At 29.0% G+C, this 24,344-nt stretch carries 18 protein-coding genes; 5 read left to right on the top strand and 13 right to left on the bottom strand.

Features of this window, described 5'->3' with window-relative positions; translation table 11 throughout:
• Positions 1–582: 582 nt before the first annotated feature.
• A complete protein-coding gene (locus G6N05_RS14225) occupies positions 583–1,275 on the bottom strand; it encodes a DUF4294 domain-containing protein (RefSeq protein WP_166131111.1) in 693 nt (230 codons plus the stop codon).
• 87 nt (positions 1,276–1,362) lie between these two features.
• Between G6N05_RS14225 and G6N05_RS14220 the strand changes: the two genes are divergently transcribed.
• From G6N05_RS14220 to G6N05_RS14200, 5 genes are all read left to right on the top strand, one after another.
• A complete protein-coding gene (locus G6N05_RS14220) occupies positions 1,363–2,445 on the top strand; it encodes a M42 family metallopeptidase (protein ID WP_166131108.1) in 1,083 nt (360 codons plus the stop codon).
• On the top strand, positions 2,445–4,373 hold the full coding sequence (locus G6N05_RS14215; protein WP_166131104.1) for a tetratricopeptide repeat-containing sensor histidine kinase: 1,929 nt from the start codon (positions 2,445–2,447) through the stop codon (positions 4,371–4,373). Before G6N05_RS14220 ends, G6N05_RS14215 begins: the two co-directional genes overlap by 1 nt.
• A complete protein-coding gene (locus G6N05_RS14210) occupies positions 4,370–5,071 on the top strand; it encodes a LytR/AlgR family response regulator transcription factor (RefSeq protein ID WP_166131099.1) in 702 nt (233 codons plus the stop codon). Before G6N05_RS14215 ends, G6N05_RS14210 begins: the two co-directional genes overlap by 4 nt.
• 93 nt (positions 5,072–5,164) lie before the next feature.
• A complete protein-coding gene (locus G6N05_RS14205; RefSeq protein WP_166131096.1) occupies positions 5,165–6,508 on the top strand; it encodes a hypothetical protein in 1,344 nt (447 codons plus the stop codon).
• 99 nt (positions 6,509–6,607) lie between these two features.
• Positions 6,608–6,970 carry a nuclear transport factor 2 family protein gene (locus G6N05_RS14200; RefSeq protein WP_166131092.1) on the top strand — a complete coding sequence of 121 codons (363 nt, stop codon included), beginning with the start codon at positions 6,608–6,610 and terminating at the stop codon, positions 6,968–6,970.
• A 67-nt stretch (positions 6,971–7,037) separates the two neighbouring features.
• Here G6N05_RS14200 and G6N05_RS14195 read toward each other — a convergent pair whose 3' ends face one another.
• The 12 genes from G6N05_RS14195 to mads7 all read right to left on the bottom strand — a co-directional run bounded on the left by G6N05_RS14195 (position 7,038) and on the right by mads7 (position 24,344).
• Positions 7,038–7,598: a chalcone isomerase family protein gene (locus tag G6N05_RS14195; RefSeq protein ID WP_166131088.1), complete on the bottom strand. Its 561-nt coding sequence runs from the start codon at positions 7,596–7,598 to the stop codon at positions 7,038–7,040.
• 93 nt (positions 7,599–7,691) lie between these two features.
• Entirely contained in the window at positions 7,692–8,621 is a 930-nt protein-coding gene (locus tag G6N05_RS14190) for a YihY/virulence factor BrkB family protein (protein WP_166131083.1), read from the bottom strand.
• Between the two features lie 216 nt (positions 8,622–8,837).
• Entirely contained in the window at positions 8,838–9,695 is an 858-nt protein-coding gene (nadC, locus tag G6N05_RS14185) for a carboxylating nicotinate-nucleotide diphosphorylase (protein ID WP_166131080.1), read from the bottom strand.
• Between the two features lie 106 nt (positions 9,696–9,801).
• The gene (locus tag G6N05_RS14180) at positions 9,802–11,106 is read right to left on the bottom strand and encodes an NAD(P)/FAD-dependent oxidoreductase (protein WP_166131076.1); all 1,305 of its coding nucleotides are present in this window, start codon (positions 11,104–11,106) and stop codon (positions 9,802–9,804) included.
• Positions 11,107–11,394: 288 nt separating this feature from the next.
• On the bottom strand, positions 11,395–11,973 hold the full coding sequence (locus G6N05_RS14175; protein ID WP_166131073.1) for a hypothetical protein: 579 nt from the start codon (positions 11,971–11,973) through the stop codon (positions 11,395–11,397).
• Positions 11,974–12,045: 72 nt separating this feature from the next.
• The gene (locus G6N05_RS14170) at positions 12,046–12,447 is read right to left on the bottom strand and encodes a hypothetical protein (protein ID WP_166131070.1); all 402 of its coding nucleotides are present in this window, start codon (positions 12,445–12,447) and stop codon (positions 12,046–12,048) included.
• Positions 12,448–12,459: 12 nt separating this feature from the next.
• Positions 12,460–13,161 (bottom strand): hypothetical protein, encoded by a 702-nt coding sequence (locus G6N05_RS14165; protein WP_166131067.1) that lies wholly within the window; start codon positions 13,159–13,161, stop codon positions 12,460–12,462.
• Between the two features lie 167 nt (positions 13,162–13,328).
• On the bottom strand, positions 13,329–15,794 hold the full coding sequence (locus G6N05_RS14160; protein WP_166131063.1) for a UvrD-helicase domain-containing protein: 2,466 nt from the start codon (positions 15,792–15,794) through the stop codon (positions 13,329–13,331).
• Between the two features lies 1 nt (position 15,795).
• The gene (locus G6N05_RS14155; RefSeq protein WP_166131059.1) at positions 15,796–16,644 is read right to left on the bottom strand and encodes an SPL family radical SAM protein; all 849 of its coding nucleotides are present in this window, start codon (positions 16,642–16,644) and stop codon (positions 15,796–15,798) included.
• A 14-nt stretch (positions 16,645–16,658) separates the two neighbouring features.
• Positions 16,659–17,342, bottom strand: coding sequence for a PP2C family protein-serine/threonine phosphatase (locus G6N05_RS14150; RefSeq protein ID WP_166131055.1), 684 nt, complete (start codon positions 17,340–17,342; stop codon positions 16,659–16,661).
• Positions 17,342–22,777, bottom strand: coding sequence for a methylation-associated defense system ATP-binding protein MAD8 (gene mads8 / locus G6N05_RS14145; protein WP_166131052.1), 5,436 nt, complete (start codon positions 22,775–22,777; stop codon positions 17,342–17,344). Before mads8 ends, G6N05_RS14150 begins: the two co-directional genes overlap by 1 nt.
• A gap of 10 nt (positions 22,778–22,787) precedes the next feature.
• Positions 22,788–24,344, bottom strand: a complete 1,557-nt coding sequence (mads7, locus tag G6N05_RS14140) for a methylation-associated defense system protein MAD7 (RefSeq protein ID WP_166131048.1) — start codon at positions 24,342–24,344, stop codon at positions 22,788–22,790.

Below are 24,344 nucleotides of genomic sequence, written 5' to 3'. Positions count from 1 at the left end.
TCATTATTTGTAAGAACTCCCTCTCTTGCGGGGTGCAAAGATAACATCTTTATATTTTAAATTCCAAATCTTTTTTTACTTTTTTTTCAAAAAATAATCTCCAATCTGTCTGTCATTATATAAAGAACTTCTCTCTTATTGCGGGTGCAAAACTAGCACTTAATTTTGTATTTCCTAACATTATCTTAACATATTTACAAAGTATTTTGTTATCATTTGGCTTGCAGTAAGTTACAAACGAAAGTTATTTAAACCATTTTAAACTAATATTAGATTTTAGCGATTTTACTGGACTTGCAACACTATTTCATCTTCTTGATTAGATATAAAAAATAGGATTTTCTTGTGAAATAGGTCGTTTTTGGATGTGTTTTTCCCAAATCAAAGCTTCATAAACCATCAAAAAGAGAATGTTTTGCTAGAATTTCTTATGAAAACTGAATTCTAGCCCTGATAGGAGCGGCATCCTTTTACAATTACACCCGACAAGCATCAAAAACTTGTCGGGTGTAATTGTAAAAGATATAGCGGAGAGCAGGAAATAGCTTCTAAAAAACTATACCTATATATATAAGAGAAGGATTAATTCCCAGCTTTTAGCTTTTCTTTGTTTTTAATTGCCCAATTCAGGGTCAGCTCACTTTCTGAAATTGGCTTTTTGGCTTCTTGCCTTACAAGTTTACCTTCATCAAAGCAGCGTTGCAGATAGGTTTCTATATAAAAATCCTCTGGAACCTCCATAGGATCGTAGGTTTTCTTTAAATCGATGTTGAATAATCTTGCCGTATTGTTTGACCAGAAGGCTTTCCAACCGCTTTTATAATCTTTAATTAGATCAAATGTGGTTTTTCCAGTTTGTCTATAAATTAACTTCACTAAAATTTGACCTTGTTTACGGGATAGCTTTTTAAGTTTAGGCTCAAATTCTTCATTTAAATACTTTTCAACTAGTTTAAAATATTTTTTCTTTTCTTTTTGAGTTTTCAACTTCGCCATAGTGGCATTAATTTGAGTTAATTTTTCGGCAGTTAGTTTTGCATAAGGATACACGACACGAACTCTACGTTCTAACAACTTAATTTGTTCGCGTTCTTCTTTTGTTAATTTGACTCTGTTTTCATCTGTAATAGAAACTTCTTCAATGATTATTTCGCGGATTGTATCTGTATCTTGAATATACACAATGGTATCAGACACACCTGAGCCTTCATCTTCTTGTGCGAAAACAAAGGAGAAGCTGAATAAAAAAACAATAATTAAAAAAATGCGTTGCATACCTATATATATTAAAGTGTAAAATTATAAATTTAATTAGCAAGTTCAATGCCATTTTTTTATTTTAGCAAAAAAAAAATCAAATAAATGAAAAGTATATTAAAAGATAGTTCGATTGCATTTTTGGAAACATATTTAAATAATGCATCACCTACAGGATATGAAAGTGAAGGTCAGAAATTATGGATGGAATATTTGAAACCTTATGTTGATACATTTATTACAGATAATTATGGAACTGCTGTTGGTGTTATTAATCCTGACGCACCTTTCAAAGTAGTCATTGAAGGGCATAGTGATGAAATTTCGTGGTATGTAAATTATATTACTGATGACGGTTTAATATATGTAATTAGAAATGGAGGAAGTGATCATCAAATTGCACCATCAAAGCGTGTCAACATTCATACTAAAAAAGGAATTGTTCGTGGAGTTTTTGGTTGGCCAGCCATTCATACAAGAATTGCAGGAAAAGAAGAAACTGCAAAAATAGAAAACATTTTTATTGATTGTGGTTGTAGTACGAAACAAGAAGTGGAAGATTTAGGTGTTCATGTAGGTTGCGTAATTACGTACCCTGATGGATTTGAAATTTTAAACGGAAACAAATTTGTTTGTCGTGCCATTGACAACAGAATGGGCGGTTTTATGATTGCAGAAGTTGCTCGTCTTTTAAAAGAAAACAAAAAAACATTACCTTTTGGTTTATATGTTGTAAATGCAGTTCAAGAAGAAATTGGTTTACGTGGTGCAGAAATGATTACGCAAAGCATTAAACCAAATATTGCAATTGTTACAGATGTAACTCACGACACAACTACTCCGATGATTGATAAAAAAATTCAGGGTGATTTAAAAATGGGGAAAGGTCCGGTTATTGCTTATGCACCAGCTGTACAAAATAAATTAAGAGATTTAATTACTGATACTGCTGAAGCTAAAAACATTCCATTTCAAAGAAGTGCTTGTTCAAGAGTTACAGGAACTGACACAGATGCTTTTGCTTATAGTAATGGCGGTGTACCAAGTGCTTTAATTTCTTTGCCTTTACGTTATATGCATACAACTGTAGAAATGGTTCACAGAGAAGATGTGGAAAATGTGATTAAATTGATTTATGAGACTTTATTGAAATTGGAGAACAATCACGATTTTTCATATTTTAGATAATGAATAAGATAACCTTATCACTATTATTTTTAATTCTTGCTTTAAAAGGTTTTTCTAACGAAAACATTCAGAAAGCTTTTAAAGCTAAAAAAAACAGTGATAAGGTTTCCTTTTTTAGGAGTTTGAGCAACGAAGAAAAAGCAGAAGATATTTACTTTTTTCAATCGGAGTTTACTTCTTTATTAAAACAAAACCCAAATGAATATTCTGTTAAGAAGCAATTTCTATTTGCTTTAGGTTTAATAAATCAAATACAGAATCAGAATTTAGAAGCGATTTCTAAATTTAACGAACTTCTTAACAAGAAAAACTATAATTTATCGAAAAGAGAAACTATGGATATTTATGTAGCTTTACAAGAATGCTACTTAAAACTTAACTTATATTCTAAAGTTTTCGATATCAATAAAAAGATAAATACGTTAATTTCTAACGGCGTTGATTATCCTTTGTGGAGTTACAACATACAAAGTAGATTGTATTTACAATTAGAACAGTATGACAAAGCCATTTCGCAATTAAAAAGTGAAATTACTTTATTGTATAAAAATCCGAAAAGAGATTCTTTGATTATTCCTTCTGCTTATAATGATTTAGGCTATTATTATCACTTAAAAAAAGACTACAATAACGCTTTGTCTTATTATAACAAATCAATTAAAACGGCAACAAAAAGTTTAATAACAACAAATCCATTTGCATATAAAAGTGTTTTGTTGAGTACGCAAAGTAATATTGCCAATTTATATTTGGATAGAAATGAATATGACAAAACAATTTCGGTTATAACTGAAGATATCTTGCCAAAAATTGAAAGCAAAAACACACCTATATATATACAAAGCTATTTAATGCTTGGTGAAGCATATTTAAAAACGAATAAACTGAGCAAAACCAAAAGTATTATTGAAACTTTAGAGCAAATTTGTTGCCTTAATGAAGTGAAACTAAAAATCCAATTATTAGAATTACAGTCGAGTTATTACGAGAAAAAAGAAGAATTCAAAACTTCTTTGAAATACATAGCTAAAATTGAGTATTTGAAAGATTCATTACTTTCTGTTCAAAATTTAAACCTTTTGAAAAGTACCGAACTAAATTACTTCATTGAAAACAAGGAAAAAGAAGTAGCTACGAAGAATCAAATCATTGAAGAAAAAGAAAAAACAAATCTTAACATAATCATCATTGGATTAATTGCTTTACTAACCACTAGCTTTTTTGCTTTTCAAAACAACAGAAGAAAGCGACTTGAAATTGAAAAAATGAACACTTCGATTTCTAAAAAGAATGAAGAAATTAAAGTTTCATTACATGAAAAAGAATTGCTATTAAAAGAAATTCACCATCGCGTTAAAAACAATTTGCAAATCATTTCAGGAATATTAAGCTTACAAAACAATAGTATTTCCGATGAAAAAGCCAAACAAGTTTTGGTTGATGGTCAAGATAGAATTCAGACGATCGCATTACTTCACAAAACTATGTATCAAAATAAAAACTTTAATATGGTTGATTTTCAGACCTATAGTAACGAACTCATCACTTACATCAGACAAACTAACTTTACCGGAAATAAAAACATTACCATAAACCAAGAAATAGAAAATATTCAATTTAATATTGACACTGCGATTCCGTTGAGTTTAATCATCAATGAAATTATTACAAATTGTTACAAACATGCCTTTAAAAACAAAACGGAAGGAATTATATCTATTTCAATAAAAAAACAAATTAATGATTCCTACGAATTAATCATTGAAGATAATGGAAACGGTTTGCCCGAAAATTTTACTAGTTTTGAAAATACTAAAAGTGTTGGATTTGATTTGATTCAAGGGCTTTGCCAACAAATTGATGGTGAAATAGAAATTACAAGCAAACATGGAACTAAAATAAACATTCAATTTAAAGAACCAAAATGACACAAAATCCTTTAAAAATTTTAGTTGTAGAAGACGAATACATCACGCAGAAAACCATATGTAATTATTTAACCGAAATTGGTTACGAAGTTGTAAGCGGAGTAATGAACACTAATAATGCAATTGAAATTCTAAATACAAAAAATGTAGATTTTGCCATTTTAGACATTAATATAAAAGGAGAAAAAAACGGGATTTGGTTAGGCAATTACATTTCGGAAAACTTCAATATTCCACATTTATACTTAACGGCTTATTCGGATACGGAAACCATAAAAAATGCTTTGCAAACAAAACCCTTAGGTTATTTAGTAAAACCCTTTCAAAAACATGATTTATTTACTTCTATAGAAATTGCGATTTTAAATTTTGCAAAAAATCAGACTTCAAAAGAAAAGTTTATCATTGTAAAACACAATGAAATATACACGAAGATAAATTTCGATTCTATCCTTTTTATTGAAAGTGATAAAAACTACTTGATTTTAAATTGCGAAGATGCAACATATCGTTATCGTTCTACAATTACAGATTTTGAAAATCTAATGCCAAATTATTTTATTAAAACCCATAAAGGTTTTATCATTAATTGTCAAAAAGTAAAAGAATTTTCAACTAGTTTAATTTTAATAAATGAGTTTAAAATCCCAATTTCAAAAACATTTAAAGAATTGGTATTTCATAAATTGCAAGAATAAAACCATTCCTCCCTAAAAAGATTACTTATTTCCCTGTTTTTTTTACACTTCTAATTTATATCAGATTTTCGTGGCTAAATTAACTACAAAATCATGAAAAAAATAGTATTTACCTTACTTCTATTCCCTTTATTTATACAAGCACAAGTAGGTATAAACACAACAACTCCAGATGCCAGCTCTATGCTTGACATCAATGCAACCGATAAAGGTTTATTAATTCCTAGAGTTTCCATTCCAAACTTAAATGCTGCTTCTCCAATAACTGCACCAGCAATAAGTTTATTGGTTTACAACACAAATACGACAACCGGAGCAGGATTTTATTATTGGGATGGAACCAAATGGACACCTTTTACTGGTGGTACAAGTCATTGGACAAAAGTTGGAAATGACATTTACAATAATAATACGGCTAACGTAGGTGTAGGAACAACTACTCCAACTACAAAATTTCATATTGAGAACATTGGAGCTCCAGGTTCATTATTGAATCAAAATTTTGAAACTAATACTATTACTCCATTAACAACTGGCGGAAGTGCGAATTGGGCAACACAAACAACTGAAAAATTCGCTGGAACTTATGCAGCAAAATCGGGTACAATCGCAGATAGTCAAACTACACAAATGTCGCACACTATTGTAATTCCTGCAAGTGGAGCCACTTTGAGTTTTTATTACAATGTAAGTAGCGAAGTTGGATATGATTATTTACGATTTTATATTGATGGTGTGCAACAAAACCAGTGGTCTGGTGCCATTGGATGGACGCAACAATCTTATATTTTAGCTGCTGGATCAAGAACATTACGTTGGGAATATAGTAAAGATTCCTCTTCAAGTTCAGGAACAGATGCTGCATATATTGACAATATTACGATAGCAACAGCAGCTCCAGCGGCAATGCGAATTGTAGATGGAAATCAAGCTACTGGTAAAGTACTTACATCAGACGTAAGTGGAAATGCTTCATGGCAATCAATTACAAATAGTAGTATTTCAGACATTCCGATTATGGCTTCCGTACAAGGAATGATAATTCCAATTTGTAATGATGTAAGTGTTGGTACAACGGGAAGTTTTAGTACTACTATTAAAGGAGTACCAACTACAGTAAGCTGGGAAGTTCTTGCAAGACAACAAAAAAGTGCTTCTCAGTTAGTGAGTGGTAATCAACTTGCAAGAGCGGAAGTTTTGGCAGAAAGATTACAGGTTCGTTATGATTTTAGTCCGCAATTACCCTTCAATCCAAATGGATTTATTTTTAGCGCTAACAACAATAGTGGACATCCCGATGTTTTTGTTTTGAATTACGCTAATAAATCACAATCATCTGTAACTATTAATATAGCAAGAGTGGAGAGATTTGCTGAGCAATCAGGAGCGAATTGCTGGACTGGGCAATTTTACTTTGATGCTTTTATCACAAACTAAACAAAAGAATGAGTTAGAATATGTTAATAAAAAGCCAGGCAATGCTTGGCTTTCTTATTTGATTTAAACGTAAATTGCCCCATTAAAAAAACAATAAAAATGATAGCACAACAAAATCAATCCATCGCTTTTAAATGGTTCGAGGCTTTTAATGTTCATAATTTGGAACAACTATTAAGTTTATACGATGATTATGCCGAACATTTTAGTCCAAAACTAAAAATTAGAAAGCCAGAAACCAATGGTTTGATAAAAGGAAAAAACGAATTACGTGTTTGGTGGCAAGATGCTTTTGAAAGATTACCAACTTTACATTATAAAGTAACTTCGTTAACTGCGAATAGTGATAGAGTTTTTATGGAATATATTCGTCAAGTTGAGAATGAAGAAGATATGCTAGTGGCGGAAGTATTAGATATTAAAGATGGGAAAATTGTTTTTTCAAGAGTATATCATGGGTAAATAGAAATTACAACGCATAAAAAAATCCCAATTTTCATTGGGATTTTCTATTTATTCAAATTAGGTTTTATTTTCCTAACATTCCAGCTTTTAAATCGTCATCAGCAGGCTTGTTACCTAACCAGATTCCGAATAATGCTTTTTTGAAATCTAATCCATCTATAGTTCCTTTATTCGTTCCGTTTTTGTAAACTGAAACTCCTTCACCAGGTACATACACGATAATAAAAATATCTTTTTTGTTTATTTTTTCTTTAAAGAAACCTTTAAACTTATCAATTTTTGCTTTTAAAGGCGCTGTTTTCTTTCCTGTAGAATTTTCAAAACCTTCAGTTATTGCAGTAGTCATTTTTTCAGAAGTGATTAATCCTGAAACAATATTCAATTTAATTGCCATGGCTTCATTAGCTGCAGAAACTGCATTCCCGTCAGTAGATTTTTTAGTTACATATAATGAACCTACATACATATCCATGAACATTTTTTCACGAACTCCTGCTCCATTCAATGTTAAGTTTTGTCCTTCGACAGCCAATTTAGCATCGACTTTTACATCGCCAACCGTTTTTTGAGCTGAAGCGAAAATTGCTGTGAAAGCAATAAATAAGGTAAGAATTTGTTTTTTCATAATAGTAAATTATTTGTTTAGGTATCGCTAAGTTAAACTTTTTTGTTTCTTCCTACAAATTTATTTGAATTTCAGATGTCAGAAATCTATTTTTTAACTGGTTTTTTCTTTTGTTGCAGATTTTAATTGAAAAATGAATGCATTTAATTCAAATCCTAACAAAACCAAAATACAGTTTAGCCATACATAAAACATCATAACAAGAAGCGTGCCAATTGAACCATACAATTCATTATATCTGGCGAATTTTTCTACATAAACGCCAAACACATAAGAAGTTAACACAAATAAAATAGTTGTAGTAATAGAGCCATAACTAATAAACGAGATGTGTTTACTTTCTTTAGTCCCGAATTTGTAAAGTGTTGATGTTATGAATAATATCATTAAAAACACGAACAAATATCTTGATGTTTCAATTAGTGGTACTTTAGACACGTAACCACTTTGTGTTTCTATTTTATGAATCACAACTGCAACAAAAATTAAAGTTGCTACGGTTAGTAATAACAAAAATGCAATAATTAACGATAAAGCAATGGCAACAGCATATTGATGAATATAACCTCTTTTTTTACTAATGTTTTTTGACATTTCAAATCCGTCAAGCAAGGCATTGATTCCGTTCGACATTAAAAAAATAGACAATAAAAATCCAGAAGAAAGTAATCCGTTATAACTATTATTTAAAATATCTTTTAGAATGGATTCGATGGCATCATACGTATTTGGTGGTACGCTTTGCGAAACGAAAATTAGAAAATCATTTTGAAAATTATCTAAAGGAATGAATGGAATTAAATTCAGTAGAAATAACGCAAATGGAAACAAAGCCATAAAAAAACTAAAAGCGATAGCACTAGCACGATGTGTAACATCTCCAGAAATAATTCCGGAAAGATATAATTTAATAATATCGTACAATGAACTGTGTTGCAAACTCGGAAATTTAACCCCGTGTAGCAAGGCAATTAATTGCTTAATTACAGGTAAGTTTTTTATTGTTTCTTTATTGAATTTCATAGATTGGTACGCGGATTTTACAGATGCTTCGCAACGCAGATTGACACTGATTTTATTAATTTCTTAAAACATATAGTCACATAGTTTCTATATTAGATTAAGTCGCTTTGCTCAAAATAGTTAAACATAGATTTTGAAGCTCAGATTCAAACTTTTTTTTGAATACCGATTAAAAATTATGTGAATTTTTTAAATCTGTATTGTTTAAATGTAATCTTATATTGCTTTTAAACTTAAATCCATATTATAAACCGAATGCGTTAAAGCGCCGGATGAAATAAAATCAACTCCACATAAAGCATATTCTCTAATTGTTTTCTCGTTGATATTTCCTGAAGATTCAGTTAAACATTGATCACCGATAATTTGAACCGCTTTTTTAGTCGTTTCAAAATCGAAGTTATCTAACAAAATTCGGTAAACGCCACCTGCTGCTAAAATCTCTTCTACTTCAGCAATGTTTCTGGCTTCAACAATAATTTTTAAATCTTTGTTATTATCTTTTAAATACTGTTTGGTTTTAGCAATGGAAGCTGTAATTCCGCCAGCAAAATCGTTGTGATTGTCTTTTAGCATAATCATATCGTACAAGGCAAATCGGTGATTTTCTCCTCCTCCAATTTTAACCGCCCATTTTTCACAAGCTCTGAAATTTGGAGTTGTTTTACGAGTATCTAAGATTTTCGTACCAGTTCCTTCAATTAATTTGACGTAACTTTTGGTTTTTGTTGCGATGGCACTCATACGTTGCATACTGTTTAACACCAAACGTTCTGCTTTTAATATGGATTGCGAACTTCCATGTACATGAAAAACCACATCTCCATATTTGACTTCCGTTCCATCTTGAATAAAAGTTTCGACTTTCATGTTCGAATCTACATAATTGAAAACCATTTTAGCGAATTCAACTCCAGCAATGATTCCGCTATCTTTGACTAAAAGTTTGGCACTTCCTTGCGCTGATGCTGGAATACAAGCTAATGAACTGTGATCTCCATCACCAACATCTTCTCTGATGGCATTGGAAATGATTAAATCTAATTCGTTTTGAAATTGTTGTTCTGTAATCATATTTATATTTTTTTATGCCGCGAAGGCACTAAGACACTAAGTTTTTATTTTACTTTTTATAGTTTTTTTTTAAACTGGCACATTGACTTATTGAATAATTGGCTAATTATAATTCATCCGTTGTAAATGATTGTTGCATTTTTTTCTTGTAAGGTCGGATAATTAAACGGGCTTCTCTGTCGAAACGAATATAATTATACACCCAATTTAAGAAAACCACCGCTTTGTTTTTGAATCCAATTAAGGAAATCAAATGTACAAACATCCAAACAAACCAAGCAAATACGCCACTGAAATGAAAATTTGGTAAATCTACAACAGCCTTATTTCTTCCGATAGTTGCCATCGAACCTTTGTCGTTGTATTCAAACGCTTTTAATGGTTTATTATTTTGCAAATTAATTAAATTTTCTGCTAATAAACTACCTTGTTGCATCGCAGGTTGAGCCATTTGTGGATGACCTTTTGGATATTTGGCTGTTTCCATGAGACATATATCGCCAATAGCAAAAATATTTTCGTACCCTTTTACTTTATTATGTGAGTCGACTTTAATTCTATCGATTCTTTCAAAAATAGCATCTTTGTTTAATCCACTTATTAGTTTTCCAGCTACTCCAGCGGTCCAAATTACGGTGGAAGAATGAAATTCTAAATCGGTATTAGTTGAAACCACAACGCTATCGTAACCTGTAACGCGTACATCTTTATGCACATTTACGCCTAATTTTTTCAAGAATTTTTCAGCTGCAATGGATGATTTCACCGTCATTGTATCCAAAATTCTATCGCCACTTTGTACCAAATGAATTTGCATTCTATTGATATCTAAATCGGGATAATCTTTTGGTAAAACAGCTTTTTTCATTTCTGCCAAAGCACCAGCAAGCTCAACACCTGTTGGTCCACCACCTACTAAAACGAAATTCATTAAGCTTTCACGTTCGGCTTCATCATCAGTTAAAAGGGCGGCTTCAAAACTTTCTAAAATTAAACTTCTAATATTTAGCGATTGCGGAATGGTTTTCATCGACATACTATTTCGTTCAATTTCTTTATTGCCAAAATAGTTTGTTTTTGTTCCTGTTGCCACCACTAAATAATCGTAATGTAATTCGCCAATATCAGCAATGATTCTATTATTTGGTGCGTCAATTTCTTTTACATCGCCCAAGCGAAAATAAAAATCCTTATATTCTTTAATCACTTTACGAATTGGGTAGGCAATAGAATCTGGCTCTAAACCGCCAGTTGCTACTTGATATAATAAAGGTTGAAACGTGTGATAATTATGTTTGTCCATCATTACCACCTGATAGTTTTTGTTTCTTAATTTCTTCGCTAAAGATATTCCAGCAAAACCGCCACCTATAATTACAATTCTTTTTAAATCAGAATCCGGTATGTTCATTTTTGAAGTGTTTATTTAAAATGTATTTTTACAATCAATTGATTATCAATAATTTATATTGATTTTTTTAATTTACTCATAAGATTTACTCACAAAACAACTATTTACATAAAACTCGAAAATCCACTTTGAAGGTGGATTTTCAATTGTTATTAACATTCATTTAAAATTGTTATAGCGAATATACGACTATTAATTATTTTAGAAAAATATATTATGATTACTATACCATTTTAATGTTATTAGCTTTTAACTTAAAATTATCAACAGATTAAATTATCCTTTTTATTAAGTTGGACAATTTATTTTAAAACAATTTTGAAATGTAATTAAAGAATCTTTCTTCTTACAAGCTAAAACTTGATTCTTATAAACCAACTTTTCCAAAATAGTTTGTTCGTTTGCTTGGAGTAAATGAAATTCTAAATTATCAATATTAAAGTTGTCAGTGTTGATTTCAAAACTACCAATTAAACCGATTTCTTTTTGCTCAATATAAATACCTTTTTCTAAATTAAGATTTGTCTTTTTTATTGTTGTGTTGTACAACGGGAACAAAAGTAATTCTTCGTTTAAATCATTGATTTTTAATTTTTTAACCTTTTTATTTTTATACCAAATTTCTATTTGATTTTTGTGTGAATTAATAAGCCCCTCTATTGAGTTTCCTTGTAAATCATCAATAGATTGAATGGTTTTGTTTTTGAGATAATGATAAAAGAAAGGATCTATTAAAACTTCAGTCAAAGGCTGTTTCATTCTTGCAGCGACTTCCTTAAAAGCATGTAAAAGCTCATTCGAAAATACTAATTGCTTTAGAATCCAGGCTTCTCCTAAAATATTTATTTTGAGTTTATTGGTTACCACTTAATTTATTTTATTTAATTCTTTTTTTGAATGGATATAAACATATAACAATCAATTAAATAAACCACCTCTTTATCGTATAGAATATATAGAAAAAAGTTCTTCTTTATCTTTCTCCGTTAACAATTCATCAGTTTTATTTATAAAGGGATCAATCCAATTTGCTTTATCCTTTGCCCATTTTATCCAACTTTTCAACTCATCAGTTAAATTATTTTCAGCTATTGCTTTTTGTTCTGTAACATTTATGTAGTTTCTATAAATAATTGCCTTGTTGAATTTTTCTGAATCTGAAAAAAGTTTTTTGGTTTTGGCAAATTCTTTTTCTTTACGTGCTTCAAATTCCTCTCTTGTTTTTCGCTCTTCTTCTCTTTTTATTACGCTTAATCTACATCTTTCTCTCCATTCTAATTCTTTTATTGCTTCTAGTTCAATTTTGGCTACTATTTTAGCTAATTGCTGTTCTAATCTCATATAACCATCTGATCATTCCATACTTTTATAACTTTCTCCGATTTTCAAAATCAATACACCTGTTGGGATATAGGTAGAAGATTCATATATTTTTTCTGATGGAACTCTTTTGGTTTTCTCCCTAATACTAAAATGAAATAATACACTATCCACATCAATCAGTGGCCCTCTATTATTAATATCTCGACTAAAGGAATGTTTCCTAAATCTAAGTAGTTTGATGAAACTATCCATAATGCGAAGCGCTCTGCAATAATTATTTTCTTCCACATATATTGAAACTGTATCTATTTTGTCGTTTCGATAAAAATCTTTCTTTTTTCTGTTTTCACGTTCGCTTTTAGTATTTTTTATAAGAATGTCTGGTTTGGTTAATTTATCTGGAACTAGCAAAGGTGCTTTGGGATCACTTAGTATTTCCTTTGTTCGTATAGTTTGTGGCGTTTGGTCTACGTTCACTAGATTTCCTTCTTCCCTTTTCGTTAAAGTAATTTTATCTTCTCCACTAAAGTTGGAATTGAAGTTTGGTTTTTTAACCGCTTTATTGAATTTTAGTTTCATCCAATATCCATTATCCGGCATTGGTATTTCAAATTGTTTGCAGAGTTTTTTGATACCTTCATTTGAAAGTGCATACTGCTCTGTCAATTTAGAAAGTGATATTGACCAGATTATATCATAAAACTCCTTTCTTGTTACTCCAATAGTTTCCATAAAATAACTTTTAAAAATTACTATTACAAGATACAATACGTTACTAAAAAAATGAAATTAGCGAAATGAAACAAACTAATAATTGATGTTAGGAATACCTTCATACTTATACAAATGGCCCAGGCAATAAGCAATTTTTATGCTGTTGTATGAGATAATTACTAAAACTAATTTAATTTCAAATAATTATTATTTATAAAATCTTTAGTTTGATTATCCCAAATCAAAATCCTGTCTTTTCTTAATTGATTTATTATATCAATATATTTGGTCTCCATTTCGCTGTATAATGCAATAATTAATAATCCAGATGTTCTTGTAAGTATTGTATAAATGAAATTACTAATTTCATCTTCATCATCAATTTTTATTTTAGTTGACCATAACACGCAAGTTTTTTCCATCCCTTTTAATCTTAAAATAGTATCCGTTTCAGCTATATCAATATTAATTCTATTGATTGAATTAGTTAGATTATAATCTTTTTCAAGGATTGTGATTTTCCTTTTTGGATTGCTTTCTAGATCAATAATATCAAAACTCTTAAATGAATTAGCAATATTGATTATTTTATTTGACATTTCAACATCATTATCAGCAAAAACTAAAATTGGTCTAGCGCCAGGAGGAGCACCTTTGTATGGAGTAATTACATCAGTATCTTCTTGACCATTAATTTTGATGTTTTCGGATATTCTTTTAATAGCTTCACTAATTCTGTATGGTAATCGGTATGAGCCATCTAGCCTCAAATAATTTCTGTTTCTCATTCTTTCAGTCGTTTCGTCAGTATCTCTTGGAATATCTGATACTTTACCGATATGAACAGCTTGAGCGTAATCTCCAGCTAGAATAAGGTTATTGGGGTTTTTAATTAATCTATAGAAAATTGTATAATCTGATTGAGTACAATCTTGAAATTCATCCACAAAAATATATTCAAAAAGATTATTAAAACTCTCTGTCTTTAATTTTTTTAGAAATTTATGTCTTCTGGTAAAAATTGATGAATGTTTAGAAGTTTCTAGTTTTTCTAAATATCGAATTATCGTTTTAAATAATAATTTCCTACTAGGTCCATCATAAGGCAATCTCGGCCTTCCTTTACGCGGAGAATTGAGATATACCTCTTCAGAAGAATAATCTAAACCATAAATAATTCTATGATATTCGTCTAAAATATAGTCTTGATTTAATATATTATCAAATTCATTATTTGTAATTTTATCTTCTAATTTTATTTCTTCAATTGCAGAGCGCACAATCATTCTATGGTAATTGTCAAATTGCAACGTATCATCGTGAAATGGATAATCAACTAATGAATAAATTTTCCATAACCTAGTTGGTAAAACATCAAAATGGTAAATCATTATATTGACAAAATTAGAGCCTTCTATTTGAATTCCATATTCATCGTGTTTGGTATGCTTAATTTTTTTTGCATCTAACAATTCAATAATCCAATTTTGTAAATAGTATGATAGTTGCTTATTAAAAGTTGTAACTAATACACTTAATTTGTCTAATTGATTGGTTTTAACATGAATATCAACCACTTTTGCTATGCGTTCCGTTAAAACAACACTTTTACCACAACCAGCTGGACCAGTAATTATTGTAGGTCTTCCATCTGGTACTGATGCACTTTCTTGCTGTGGATTCAATATAATCTCTCTCCTTACTTTTATTGGTGGATTGTATAAATCAATTTTGGTAGCTTCTTCACGACCGAAAAGATTGAATAATGGTGCCGTACTAGAAAGTACAGCTCCAAACAAAGCATTATCATTCCAAGTTGGTGTTCCTAAAAACTCAATAGATTGATTTTGCCTGAACCAATTTCTTGCTACAAGTGATGCTGTCATTGTTCCAGAAAAAAGTAAATCACTTTCTATTTCTTTAAGTGCATAATTATTTTCTTTTAAAGTCTGCGATAATTGTGTTGTAAAATGCCTTTTGTTATAAGAAGACAGAAGAAGGATTTTTTGTGGCTGGAAACTTTCTAAAAGCTTTAAAAAATCTTGTTTAAGATTATCTACATTTTCGGAATGATCAAACAAATAACTTGCAGTTATCCAATTATTAGAAGCTCTATTAATTTGGGTATTGTTCCATGAATTTAATGTATATTCAATTTCAATATTTATTGCTTCAGGATAATTTTTAATGAAATTTGGCCATAGAAATGACCTGTTGTAATCCATCATAAATGGACTGGTATCAATATTTATAATTATCAATTTTGGACATTTACAATTTATCGCTTTCATTCCAACATATACCAAGCCACAAGCCCATTGAATTGCCCCAGTGCCTGCTCCTAAATCATAAATGGTAATTTCCTCTTCATTTCTTGCTTCGTAAATAATTTCTATGAAATACTTTAAAAATGTATTAACTCTTCTGCCGTGGTACCATAAAGAATAAGTAAAACCAATTGACGGTCTATCATAACATAAATCCTTATTTTGAGATAAAGCATAGCATTCATTACTACATTCATTAATATCAAATACAATATTATCCTCTTCTTTATTGGCCAACCAATAATCATAAGAAGCCTGTTGAATACATTCATCTATTGTCTCTTTTTGATTGAATACCCATTGTGTTAGAAGCTCTTTTGTCATATTATATTGGTGCAAATCCGGTTTTACCTATTCCTAAATTAGGAATTAGTTGTTGCATTACTTTTAAGACTCTTTGATATTCATTATCATCCCAATTATATTCGCTTAATATTTTCATTGCCTCAGCCCTAGTACCTGCTACAAATTTTCCTTTATCCTTATGGAATGGTTGAATAATAAATTTTTTAATTCCCGTTTCAAGAAGCGTTTCAGCAAATGAATATGCATCATCAACAGGTAAAAGAGGCGTCATTGTTATACAAGATTGTACGCCCGCAATACTAACTTCCTTAATTGCATTCAATCTTTGTTTATTACCAGTACAATAAGGCTCAAATACTTTTCTAACTTTTTCACTATCAGTAGTAATAGTCATATTTACCTGTATTACTTTGAATTTTTTAAATAAATCGATATCTCTAGTTACTAATGGGCTACGGGTTTGAACAACTAACCTAACATTATGATAATCAATAAGTTCTTTAAGTATATTTCTTGTTAATTCAAGTTCTTTTTCAATCGGTTGATAAGGATCAGTAACACTACTCAAATAAATTGTTTTGTCTTGAAGCGGTTTCTTACGTTGTTTCATTAACAGTGAAAGTGCGTTTTCTTTAACAGATATCCATTTGCCCCAATTATCCATTTTGTCTTTATCTCTCGAAAAGAAAGCTGCATAACAATATGTGCAACCAAAAGAACATCCAGAATATGGATTTAGAGTAAAATCATAATCTTCCATAAAACCAGAAGCTTTAGTAAGGATTGAGCTTGCAGAAGTATAACCAACAGAAGTGGTTCCTATTGATTTCTTTTTTTCTTCGTCGCCAAATAAGTTCAATTGTTCCATAAAAAAAAATGCCTTTATAAATTTTTATTAAATCCAAAAATATAGCTGTAATTATCTTTTGAACTGTTTTCTAACGATTTATTTAGTTCAATTATTTCTACTTTTACAAAATCTAATAATGAAATTGTTTCTGTTACTCCGTCTGAGCAAATTACAAACTTATTGTAATCATTATTTGAAATTTCAAAAAAACCTTTTTCTATAATTTCTCTTTTACCTGATATAGATTTTGTCACTATATGCTTGTATTTGTTTATGCTATCAGTAGAGATAACTTTACCTGATTCAACAAGTGAATTTACAAGAGTATGAGATTTTGATTTAAAAGTAATATTATCACCATCAAAAAGACAAATTGTAACATCACCTAACCAAAAAATTAATGACTTATCGCTGCTCCTAATAATAGCTCCTAATGTTGCGCCAGACTTACTTGACTCTATTTCGTTAAACTGTTTAATTGCTAAATTTGCTTTTTTAAGTGCAACATCTATTTCTATTGATGTTATTTCTTTACAAGTTTTAAGATAAGAATCAATATTCTCAATAATAATTTTTGCTGCATCATAGCCATTTTCATAGCCGCCCATACCATCAACCACTAAATATAATGACATATCATTTTGTAATTCTGAAATTAGAATTACATCTTGATTAGCCTCTCTTTGACCTATGCCTGTATGTGATAAAATTTTCATTAATCTCTATCTGCTTTCAAAGTTGCTCCACCATGTTTTGTAAAACGGGGTCTTGTAATAATCTTAACTGGTTTGTTGGTAATAGATTGTTCTGTTGCTTTTGATGCCCATAAAAAACCTTCTCCTGGTTTTAATAAACTCATGTCATTTGCAGAAAGACTACTCAATTGATTTATTGATTTTTGTATATGCTTTAACCATTGAGGTGAATTAAATTTGTGTACTAAAACAATTGAACTTAGCTCAATTATTTCGTTTGGTAAACTTGGAGGGTCTTGACTAGCAATCATTATACTAACTCCCTTATGTCTCATTTCTCTTATAGCCGTAACTATATTATTAGTTAAATCTTTATTATCCATGTATTTGTGTGCTTCATCAAAAACAATAAACTTATTAAAAGCCTTTTCATTGTAATATTTTACACCAGAGAAAACATTAAGCATTATAACAAATAAACCTAGCGCTTGATCTTTAATAATAAATTCATCACGTAAGTCAACTATAATTAACCTACCTGGCTTAATTATATCTTTTAAATAATAATTATCATCAATATATTCTTGAGCAAAACTCAACTTCTGTCTAGCTAATGATTTTTGACTGTTTGATAATAATTCGGAATTTTCAACACTCTCTCTTAATCCTTCTAATGTAATATTTTTTCGTTGTTCCTTCATTATGAATTTCAACTGTTTTATATAAGCTGAATCATTACCTACTGCCTCTAAAAGGAACAACCAATCTTGTACATTTAACTCTTTTGAATTAAATGCTATTGGTTTGACTTCAATTGATGGAAATTGACTTTTTCTTTCTTCTACTTTATCAGAAGGAGTTAACAATATTACATCTTTAATTGAATCAGGATTAGCTCCATACTTTTCTTTAAGCATATTCAATTCTCTTTCTTCATTATTTTCATAAATCATCGATGTGAACTCTGGTTCATAATCCATGCTCTCACTATAATGAAAAATTACACCCGCTAAAGGAGATTTCAATAAATTTACATTATTTACTTCTTTAAGTACCATTTCAGAAACGGTTCCAATAGTATAACTCTTTCCTCCACCTTGGACTCCAAATAAACTAATTGTATTGGTTTCAGATAAATCAATTGCAATTTTTTTATTATGTATTGAAGTTCCTAAAATTCCATATTGATTAGATTCACTATTCTTTCCAATAAGGATATCGTATTCCGGTGGAGTATTATTATCTAATTCTGAATTAATTTTATCATCACCCTTATCAAGTTTAACAGATGGAATCTCATTATCAATGTCCTGATTATTTAATATTTCATTTTCAGATATTGAAGTATTATTATCATATTTGCTTTCATTTTCAACAATAAGAACATCTTTAAAAGTTGAATCCTCTATACTTTCTTCATTTTCTTCATATGGGCTTATAACAGGTTCATCATTTAATACTTTAAGTTTTGGTTTATATTTTTGTATGAAAGGTTTTAACTTATCATTTGAATTTAAAACTGATCCTAATTCTTTTATTAAATCCTGATTTTCTAATCTTTGAGTGTTTAAATCAGAATCAGCATCTAAAATTTCAGTAATTAATTTATGTCCAAAAGTGAAAATTGTTGTTGAATCATCAAAGATTTGTTTTAAGTGCTTTTGTTCAAATGAAAAATCAAAAATAAATCCAACCTTATTAAATTTAAGATTAAACCCTTCATTTAACGTTTGAACAAAATTTATATAAGTGTTATATCCAACTTCTGATAAATACTTATATCTATATGCTCTTTCAATATAAAACTGAAGCATTTTTTTAAATTCAATGTTTTTAATTTCTCTATCTAATCTATCTTCCGACTTAAATATATTTGGATCAAAATGCGTTTTAAGTGCTAAAATTGTATTATCGATTTGTTCAACCATCTTCACTTTTAACTCTTCACGTTCATTAACTCCTAAATACGATCTACATTTAATTTCCAATACAGAAATATTTATTTCTCTCGTACCATTATTAATAGTAATAAATAAATTATCTGCTCTACTTTTAGAATTTGAAGATAAGTTTTCAAATAATTCTTGATGTAAATCAATAGGAACTATGAAAGCATTCTCTAATAAACCTTTCTTTTCAAGTACTCTTTTTGAAAAAGCTGTTCCAATGACTTCAAAAGCTCTATTTTTTGTTGAATTAATCTGTAACACTAGAGAACTACTTATTGCTCTTAAATCCTCTAAAATTGTATTAATACAATCTATATCTTTTGGATTTGTAACATCAAGACCAAACCCTTCAAAATGAGGACTTAGCAACCCTATAATTTCACTATTTGGTTTTGTTGTTAAATATGAAGAAATACCACTTATTTCATCACTTGGAATGTAATCCAACAAAAATGGTATCTGTCCATTAGTTGATGGTTGGTCGAAAATTTGTGGTCCTAAATTTTTATCAAAAGTTATGACCCAATCAGAATATTCATGTAGATGTGAAATTAATACTTTATCTCTATCTGTCAATTCTAACTGAATTGCTGGAAGAGAATCTGTATCACTTGAAGCAAGAGCACATGCTATATTTTTTTGAAAATTATTAAATAGTGATGTTACTATTGAACCTTTTGATTTTCCTACATCAACATAGTTAATCCATTTTATTAAATCAATACTTTCATCGATTGACGTTTCTGTGGTATTATAAACAAAAAGTCCATTAAGGAAATCTGATTTAAAATCTACAGTAGGTTTTGTTAATGTTATTTTAGGAGTAAATGGATTAACTAAGAAACTTAAATGAGAATTATAACTAATTGGATTAATCAGAAAATCTTCAATACTGTTGATTGAAAACCTAAGTTTAGGAAACAATCTATTTACTGATGCCTGTGAAAATAATTCAGCTTCTTCTGTAATATTTGTATCAGGATTAATCAATTCTCTTAAAGCATTTCCTGGCTCAATAAAAGATGTATTTCCAACAAAAATTCTAACTTCAAATTTTGTATCAACATGTTCCTTATTTTTACTTAACTCAACGAATGCTTCAGCAAACTTTTCTGCATCACCAACATTAAATAAATTTATAACTAATTTATCAGTGTAAGGATGTTGAATTAAAAAATTCTTTAAATGTTTAACGACTAAAGATTTACTTACTTCGTTTTCAATATTCGTTTCCTTAGTTATGTTTAATAAGGACTTAAAATATTGCTTAAGTTGATGAGCTACTGGAACTAAAGAATTCTTATTCTTGTTGTATTCTGAATTAAAATAAATACCCCAACCAAAATTAATTTCTCCTGTATACTCATAGTTGTCAAAATTTGATGGATCAACAAAAACAAAAGGATTATTAGAAGGCTGAATTTTCCCTAAGAAAACATCTTGTAATTTCGACCAATCTTTAACGTGATCTTTATATTTAATACTTCTTTCATGCCATATTTGAAAAGTATCTATTAAACTGTAAAACCACGCTAATCGTAACGGATGCAATGGAGACAACATAACTGCACTAACCGTTTCATTATTAGGTAACTTAGCTTTAATTTTAACTAAATCTAAAAATTGAATTTCAGAAAATAATAATTTTAGACTTTCTTTTTCGGAATCCTCAATATTTGTTTTGACTATTTTCTTATTTAAGTCAACAATCCAACTATTAAATTTATCTATATAAGATTTAATTTCCTCTTTAAGTTCAGCTAAATTTGTTGTTTCAAAAATTCCATTTTCAGTAGTATTGGAATTAATTATTTTATTAAACAAATTACTTCTTGCGTCAATTAATTTCTTAGGAGCAATATCCGTTAAATTACTATTAATAAATTCAAGATTCTCAAGACCTAAAGCAGTTTGATTGTTATTTAATGTTGCTTTTACATAACCTAATTTATTACCGTTTTTTAGAAGCTCATTTTGAATTAATCTTAACTTTGATGAAACAATAACCTGGTAGTTATGTTTTTGATTATAATTAATATGAAAAATTGAATTATGTTTTGGCTTATCATCATTCGTCCAAATGTTTGACTTATCACTTGGAATTGGAAAATCTTCTTCCTCACCATCTTTAAGTAAATCTATATTAAATTTAAAATATGCTTGCAAAACGTTGAAAAGCTTATCTTTTCTTTGATTATCTTCTTTTTCCGTATTTTCTTCAACAACAAATTCAAAATCTTCTGTATCTGATTCAAGTTTATAATTTAAACTTGCTTTAAATTCAATACTCTTATTATTTTTTTCCCAATTTTCTTGAACTTTATCACTGTAAAAGTCATCATTAGTATTTAAAATATTTCCATTTTCATCTTCTGCAATTATTTTGAAGAAGTAAGAACCTTCTTCCATATTGTTGGAATTTAATTCAATTTTTGCCTCTCTATATTCTTGTCTTGCGTTAGAATTTGGTAATTTTCTAACTGTTGTCATTTCCTGACCTGAAAATCCATCTACAGACATTAAAATAACTCTAAAATATTTTAATTCATTTACTTGGTTTGGAGGAGGAGTTGTTGTAAATCGAATTATTACATTGGATGAATTATTACTGTTTGCTTTTAACACTTTACGGCCTTCTTCTTCAATGAAATCAGTAGATCTAATTTCTAAAACCTTTAATTTAACTTCATTAAAGTTCAAATTTGGAATTTTCCATTTATCAAACCATAGATTTTTATAATCATTAGTAATTACATACACTAATTCATTTAATGTATTAACCTTCGATTCTTTTTTAAACAATTCTACTAAATCTTTTTGAATTGAATCTTTTTCGATTTCTAAGTTTTCAACTCTTTCGTAAATTGTTTTATTAAATGATGATAGTAACTGACAACTTTTATGATTTAATGTTAATCTAGAACGTATTAGATTCATATCGTCTAGTAAATTTACATCAGGTAAAATATCTAAAAAGAATAATAATTCGCCAAATGATTTTTTAGCATAATTATTTTTTTCTAAACCAATTAAATAGCTAATAAATTTAAAGTTATTTGTTTTGGAAACTTTAAGAATATCTTCAATAGCTTTAATAACTGTTTTAAATTCAGTTGGAACAGAATTAAGTAAGACTTTAGTTAATTCATTTTCTATATTGTATAATGAAATTTCTTTAAAAGTTGCATTACCATACGAATCTTCCGCTGCTGTACGATTGTTAGCAGGAATCAAAATTAGTAATGGTTTGGATTGACTATTTCTTAGTTCAATCAATTTGGTAGCTGAAATATTACACTCTTTTTGTTCAACGTCATTTATAATGTATGAATCAATATTAGAAAAAGATAATTTCAAATTTTCCCACAAAACTAGTAATTGCTCTTCTCCTAATCCTGTTATTTTCATACAATGACCTGGCTTAGCATTACTAAATTCTTCGTGATGAATTTTAGAAATCAATTCAACTATTTTACTGTAATATATTGTTTTATAATTATCTAACATAAATAAATCATTAAAGAAGTTCGTATCTAGGTCTAACTTTTTGCAAAATATACGCATCACTCAAGTCATTGTAAAAACCAATTTGTCTCAATTTTAATTTGAAAGCTTCAACGTTTTCTTTGAATGCTAATATTGTATTAACATCTGCATTTTCAAACCTTTCTTCATTTAAACCGTTAATTATTAGACCATATCTTTCTTTTAGGTTTTTCATTAAATCTTCAATAGAAAGACTTTTAGTAATAAATTTTTCATTGTCTAAATGTAAAACTTGAATTTGTACAAGTGTTTCAAGCAACCTTGTCCCAAGGACATATCTTCTTGGATGTTTTTTGCTACGTCCTTGTGCTAAAAAACCTCTATCGTTATTTTTTTGAGAAATACTATCCATAAACTGTGGATAGTATTTCAATTGATATGGACCTTTAATTTTCATTAATAACTCAACATATCTATCAAAGTAAGTTGTTTCATATTTTACCATTTCATTAATCAAATCCTTATCTTCTTTGTCAAAATTACCATAGATGTAATCCCAATGTGTTTCAAACTTTAAATCAAAAGATTCATTTCTATCATTCAAAATTCTTAAAACTTCAATTAATGTATCTGAATCTGCTTTATCCAATTTGTATCTAGCTATAACTGCATTAATTTGAAAAGTTGATTTTATATAATTATAAAGTGAATTAAAATTTTTTTCTGCATCATTAATTGCTAAATTAGAAATCTTACTTTCAAAATTATCCGTTACATCAACTACAATATTCCAATCATCTGTTACTTCAATTTTACTTTCATCTATCATTTTTGGTAAAAGATAAACGGCTTTATGAATATATAATGACAAATGAAAGGATGTAATTGTTTTTAAATAGTCAATTAAAACATTTCTTGGTATTTCGTTTTTATATACCAACAATTTGTGCACATCATCACAAAATAATTCAGCTTGTTTTTCAAGAAGTGGCTTTATTCTATTTAAATCAGAATTGCTTTCTAAAAAACCCGGATTAACATTCTTTATTAAATGCAATATTCCAAGACTATCAACATCAAGATGATTACCATTGAGTAGTTGGTTTGTTGTAGAATCCCATCCCTCCATCAAAAAATTTTTTAGTTCATTTTTTACTGAAGGTTTTTGACTTAACATTAAATAGACTTGATCTGCGCTAAAATAATCTCTTGTATTAGGAGCATTTCTAACTCTATAACTTTCTAAGTGAATAGGTCTTAGTGAAGAAACTTTTTCTTTTTCGGAATTCCCTCTATTAACAAGATTTGTTAGATTTGTCCTTAGCCAAAGTTCGACTGCTTCTGGATTTTCATTGAAGCCTGATAGATTCCCTTCTTCTTCAATTTTTTGAAAAATACTTTTGAGCTTGGACAACTCTATAAAAACATTTTCACCCCTACGTGTTCTTTGTTTAGGTCTTACTCCATTATGTTTTAATAACATAAATAAATTAACTAAAGTACTATCAATGTTTATTACTTTCGCATCTGAAGTAAATATTAATTCATTACGAAAAATCCCCTCTTCTCTATTTAAATTAATAGCCAT

The organism is Flavobacterium bernardetii, assembly GCF_011305415.1.
Lineage (GTDB): Bacteria > Bacteroidota > Bacteroidia > Flavobacteriales > Flavobacteriaceae > Flavobacterium > Flavobacterium bernardetii.
This window is presented reverse-complemented; position numbering and strand designations above follow the sequence as displayed.

What these genes read in the sequence shown, in the direction of transcription:
- mads7 (WP_166131048.1), bottom strand. Translation starts at nt 24,344, where the DNA reads ATGGCTATTAATTTAAATAGAGAAGAGGGGATTTTTCGTAATGAATTA.
- G6N05_RS14215 (WP_166131104.1), top strand. Translation starts at nt 2,445, where the DNA reads ATGAATAAGATAACCTTATCACTATTATTTTTAATTCTTGCTTTAAAA.
- G6N05_RS14180 (WP_166131076.1), bottom strand. Translation starts at nt 11,106, where the DNA reads ATGAACATACCGGATTCTGATTTAAAAAGAATTGTAATTATAGGTGGC.
- G6N05_RS14190 (WP_166131083.1), bottom strand. Translation starts at nt 8,621, where the DNA reads ATGAAATTCAATAAAGAAACAATAAAAAACTTACCTGTAATTAAGCAA.
- G6N05_RS14205 (WP_166131096.1), top strand. Translation starts at nt 5,165, where the DNA reads ATGAAAAAAATAGTATTTACCTTACTTCTATTCCCTTTATTTATACAA.
- G6N05_RS14195 (WP_166131088.1), bottom strand. Translation starts at nt 7,598, where the DNA reads ATGAAAAAACAAATTCTTACCTTATTTATTGCTTTCACAGCAATTTTC.
- G6N05_RS14160 (WP_166131063.1), bottom strand. Translation starts at nt 15,794, where the DNA reads ATGACAAAAGAGCTTCTAACACAATGGGTATTCAATCAAAAAGAGACA.
- G6N05_RS14220 (WP_166131108.1), top strand. Translation starts at nt 1,363, where the DNA reads ATGAAAAGTATATTAAAAGATAGTTCGATTGCATTTTTGGAAACATAT.
- G6N05_RS14225 (WP_166131111.1), bottom strand. Translation starts at nt 1,275, where the DNA reads ATGCAACGCATTTTTTTAATTATTGTTTTTTTATTCAGCTTCTCCTTT.
- G6N05_RS14210 (WP_166131099.1), top strand. Translation starts at nt 4,370, where the DNA reads ATGACACAAAATCCTTTAAAAATTTTAGTTGTAGAAGACGAATACATC.
- G6N05_RS14170 (WP_166131070.1), bottom strand. Translation starts at nt 12,447, where the DNA reads ATGAGATTAGAACAGCAATTAGCTAAAATAGTAGCCAAAATTGAACTA.
- nadC (WP_166131080.1), bottom strand. Translation starts at nt 9,695, where the DNA reads ATGATTACAGAACAACAATTTCAAAACGAATTAGATTTAATCATTTCC.
- G6N05_RS14150 (WP_166131055.1), bottom strand. Translation starts at nt 17,342, where the DNA reads ATGAAAATTTTATCACATACAGGCATAGGTCAAAGAGAGGCTAATCAA.
- mads8 (WP_166131052.1), bottom strand. Translation starts at nt 22,777, where the DNA reads ATGTTAGATAATTATAAAACAATATATTACAGTAAAATAGTTGAATTG.
- G6N05_RS14165 (WP_166131067.1), bottom strand. Translation starts at nt 13,161, where the DNA reads ATGGAAACTATTGGAGTAACAAGAAAGGAGTTTTATGATATAATCTGG.
- G6N05_RS14155 (WP_166131059.1), bottom strand. Translation starts at nt 16,644, where the DNA reads ATGGAACAATTGAACTTATTTGGCGACGAAGAAAAAAAGAAATCAATA.
- G6N05_RS14200 (WP_166131092.1), top strand. Translation starts at nt 6,608, where the DNA reads ATGATAGCACAACAAAATCAATCCATCGCTTTTAAATGGTTCGAGGCT.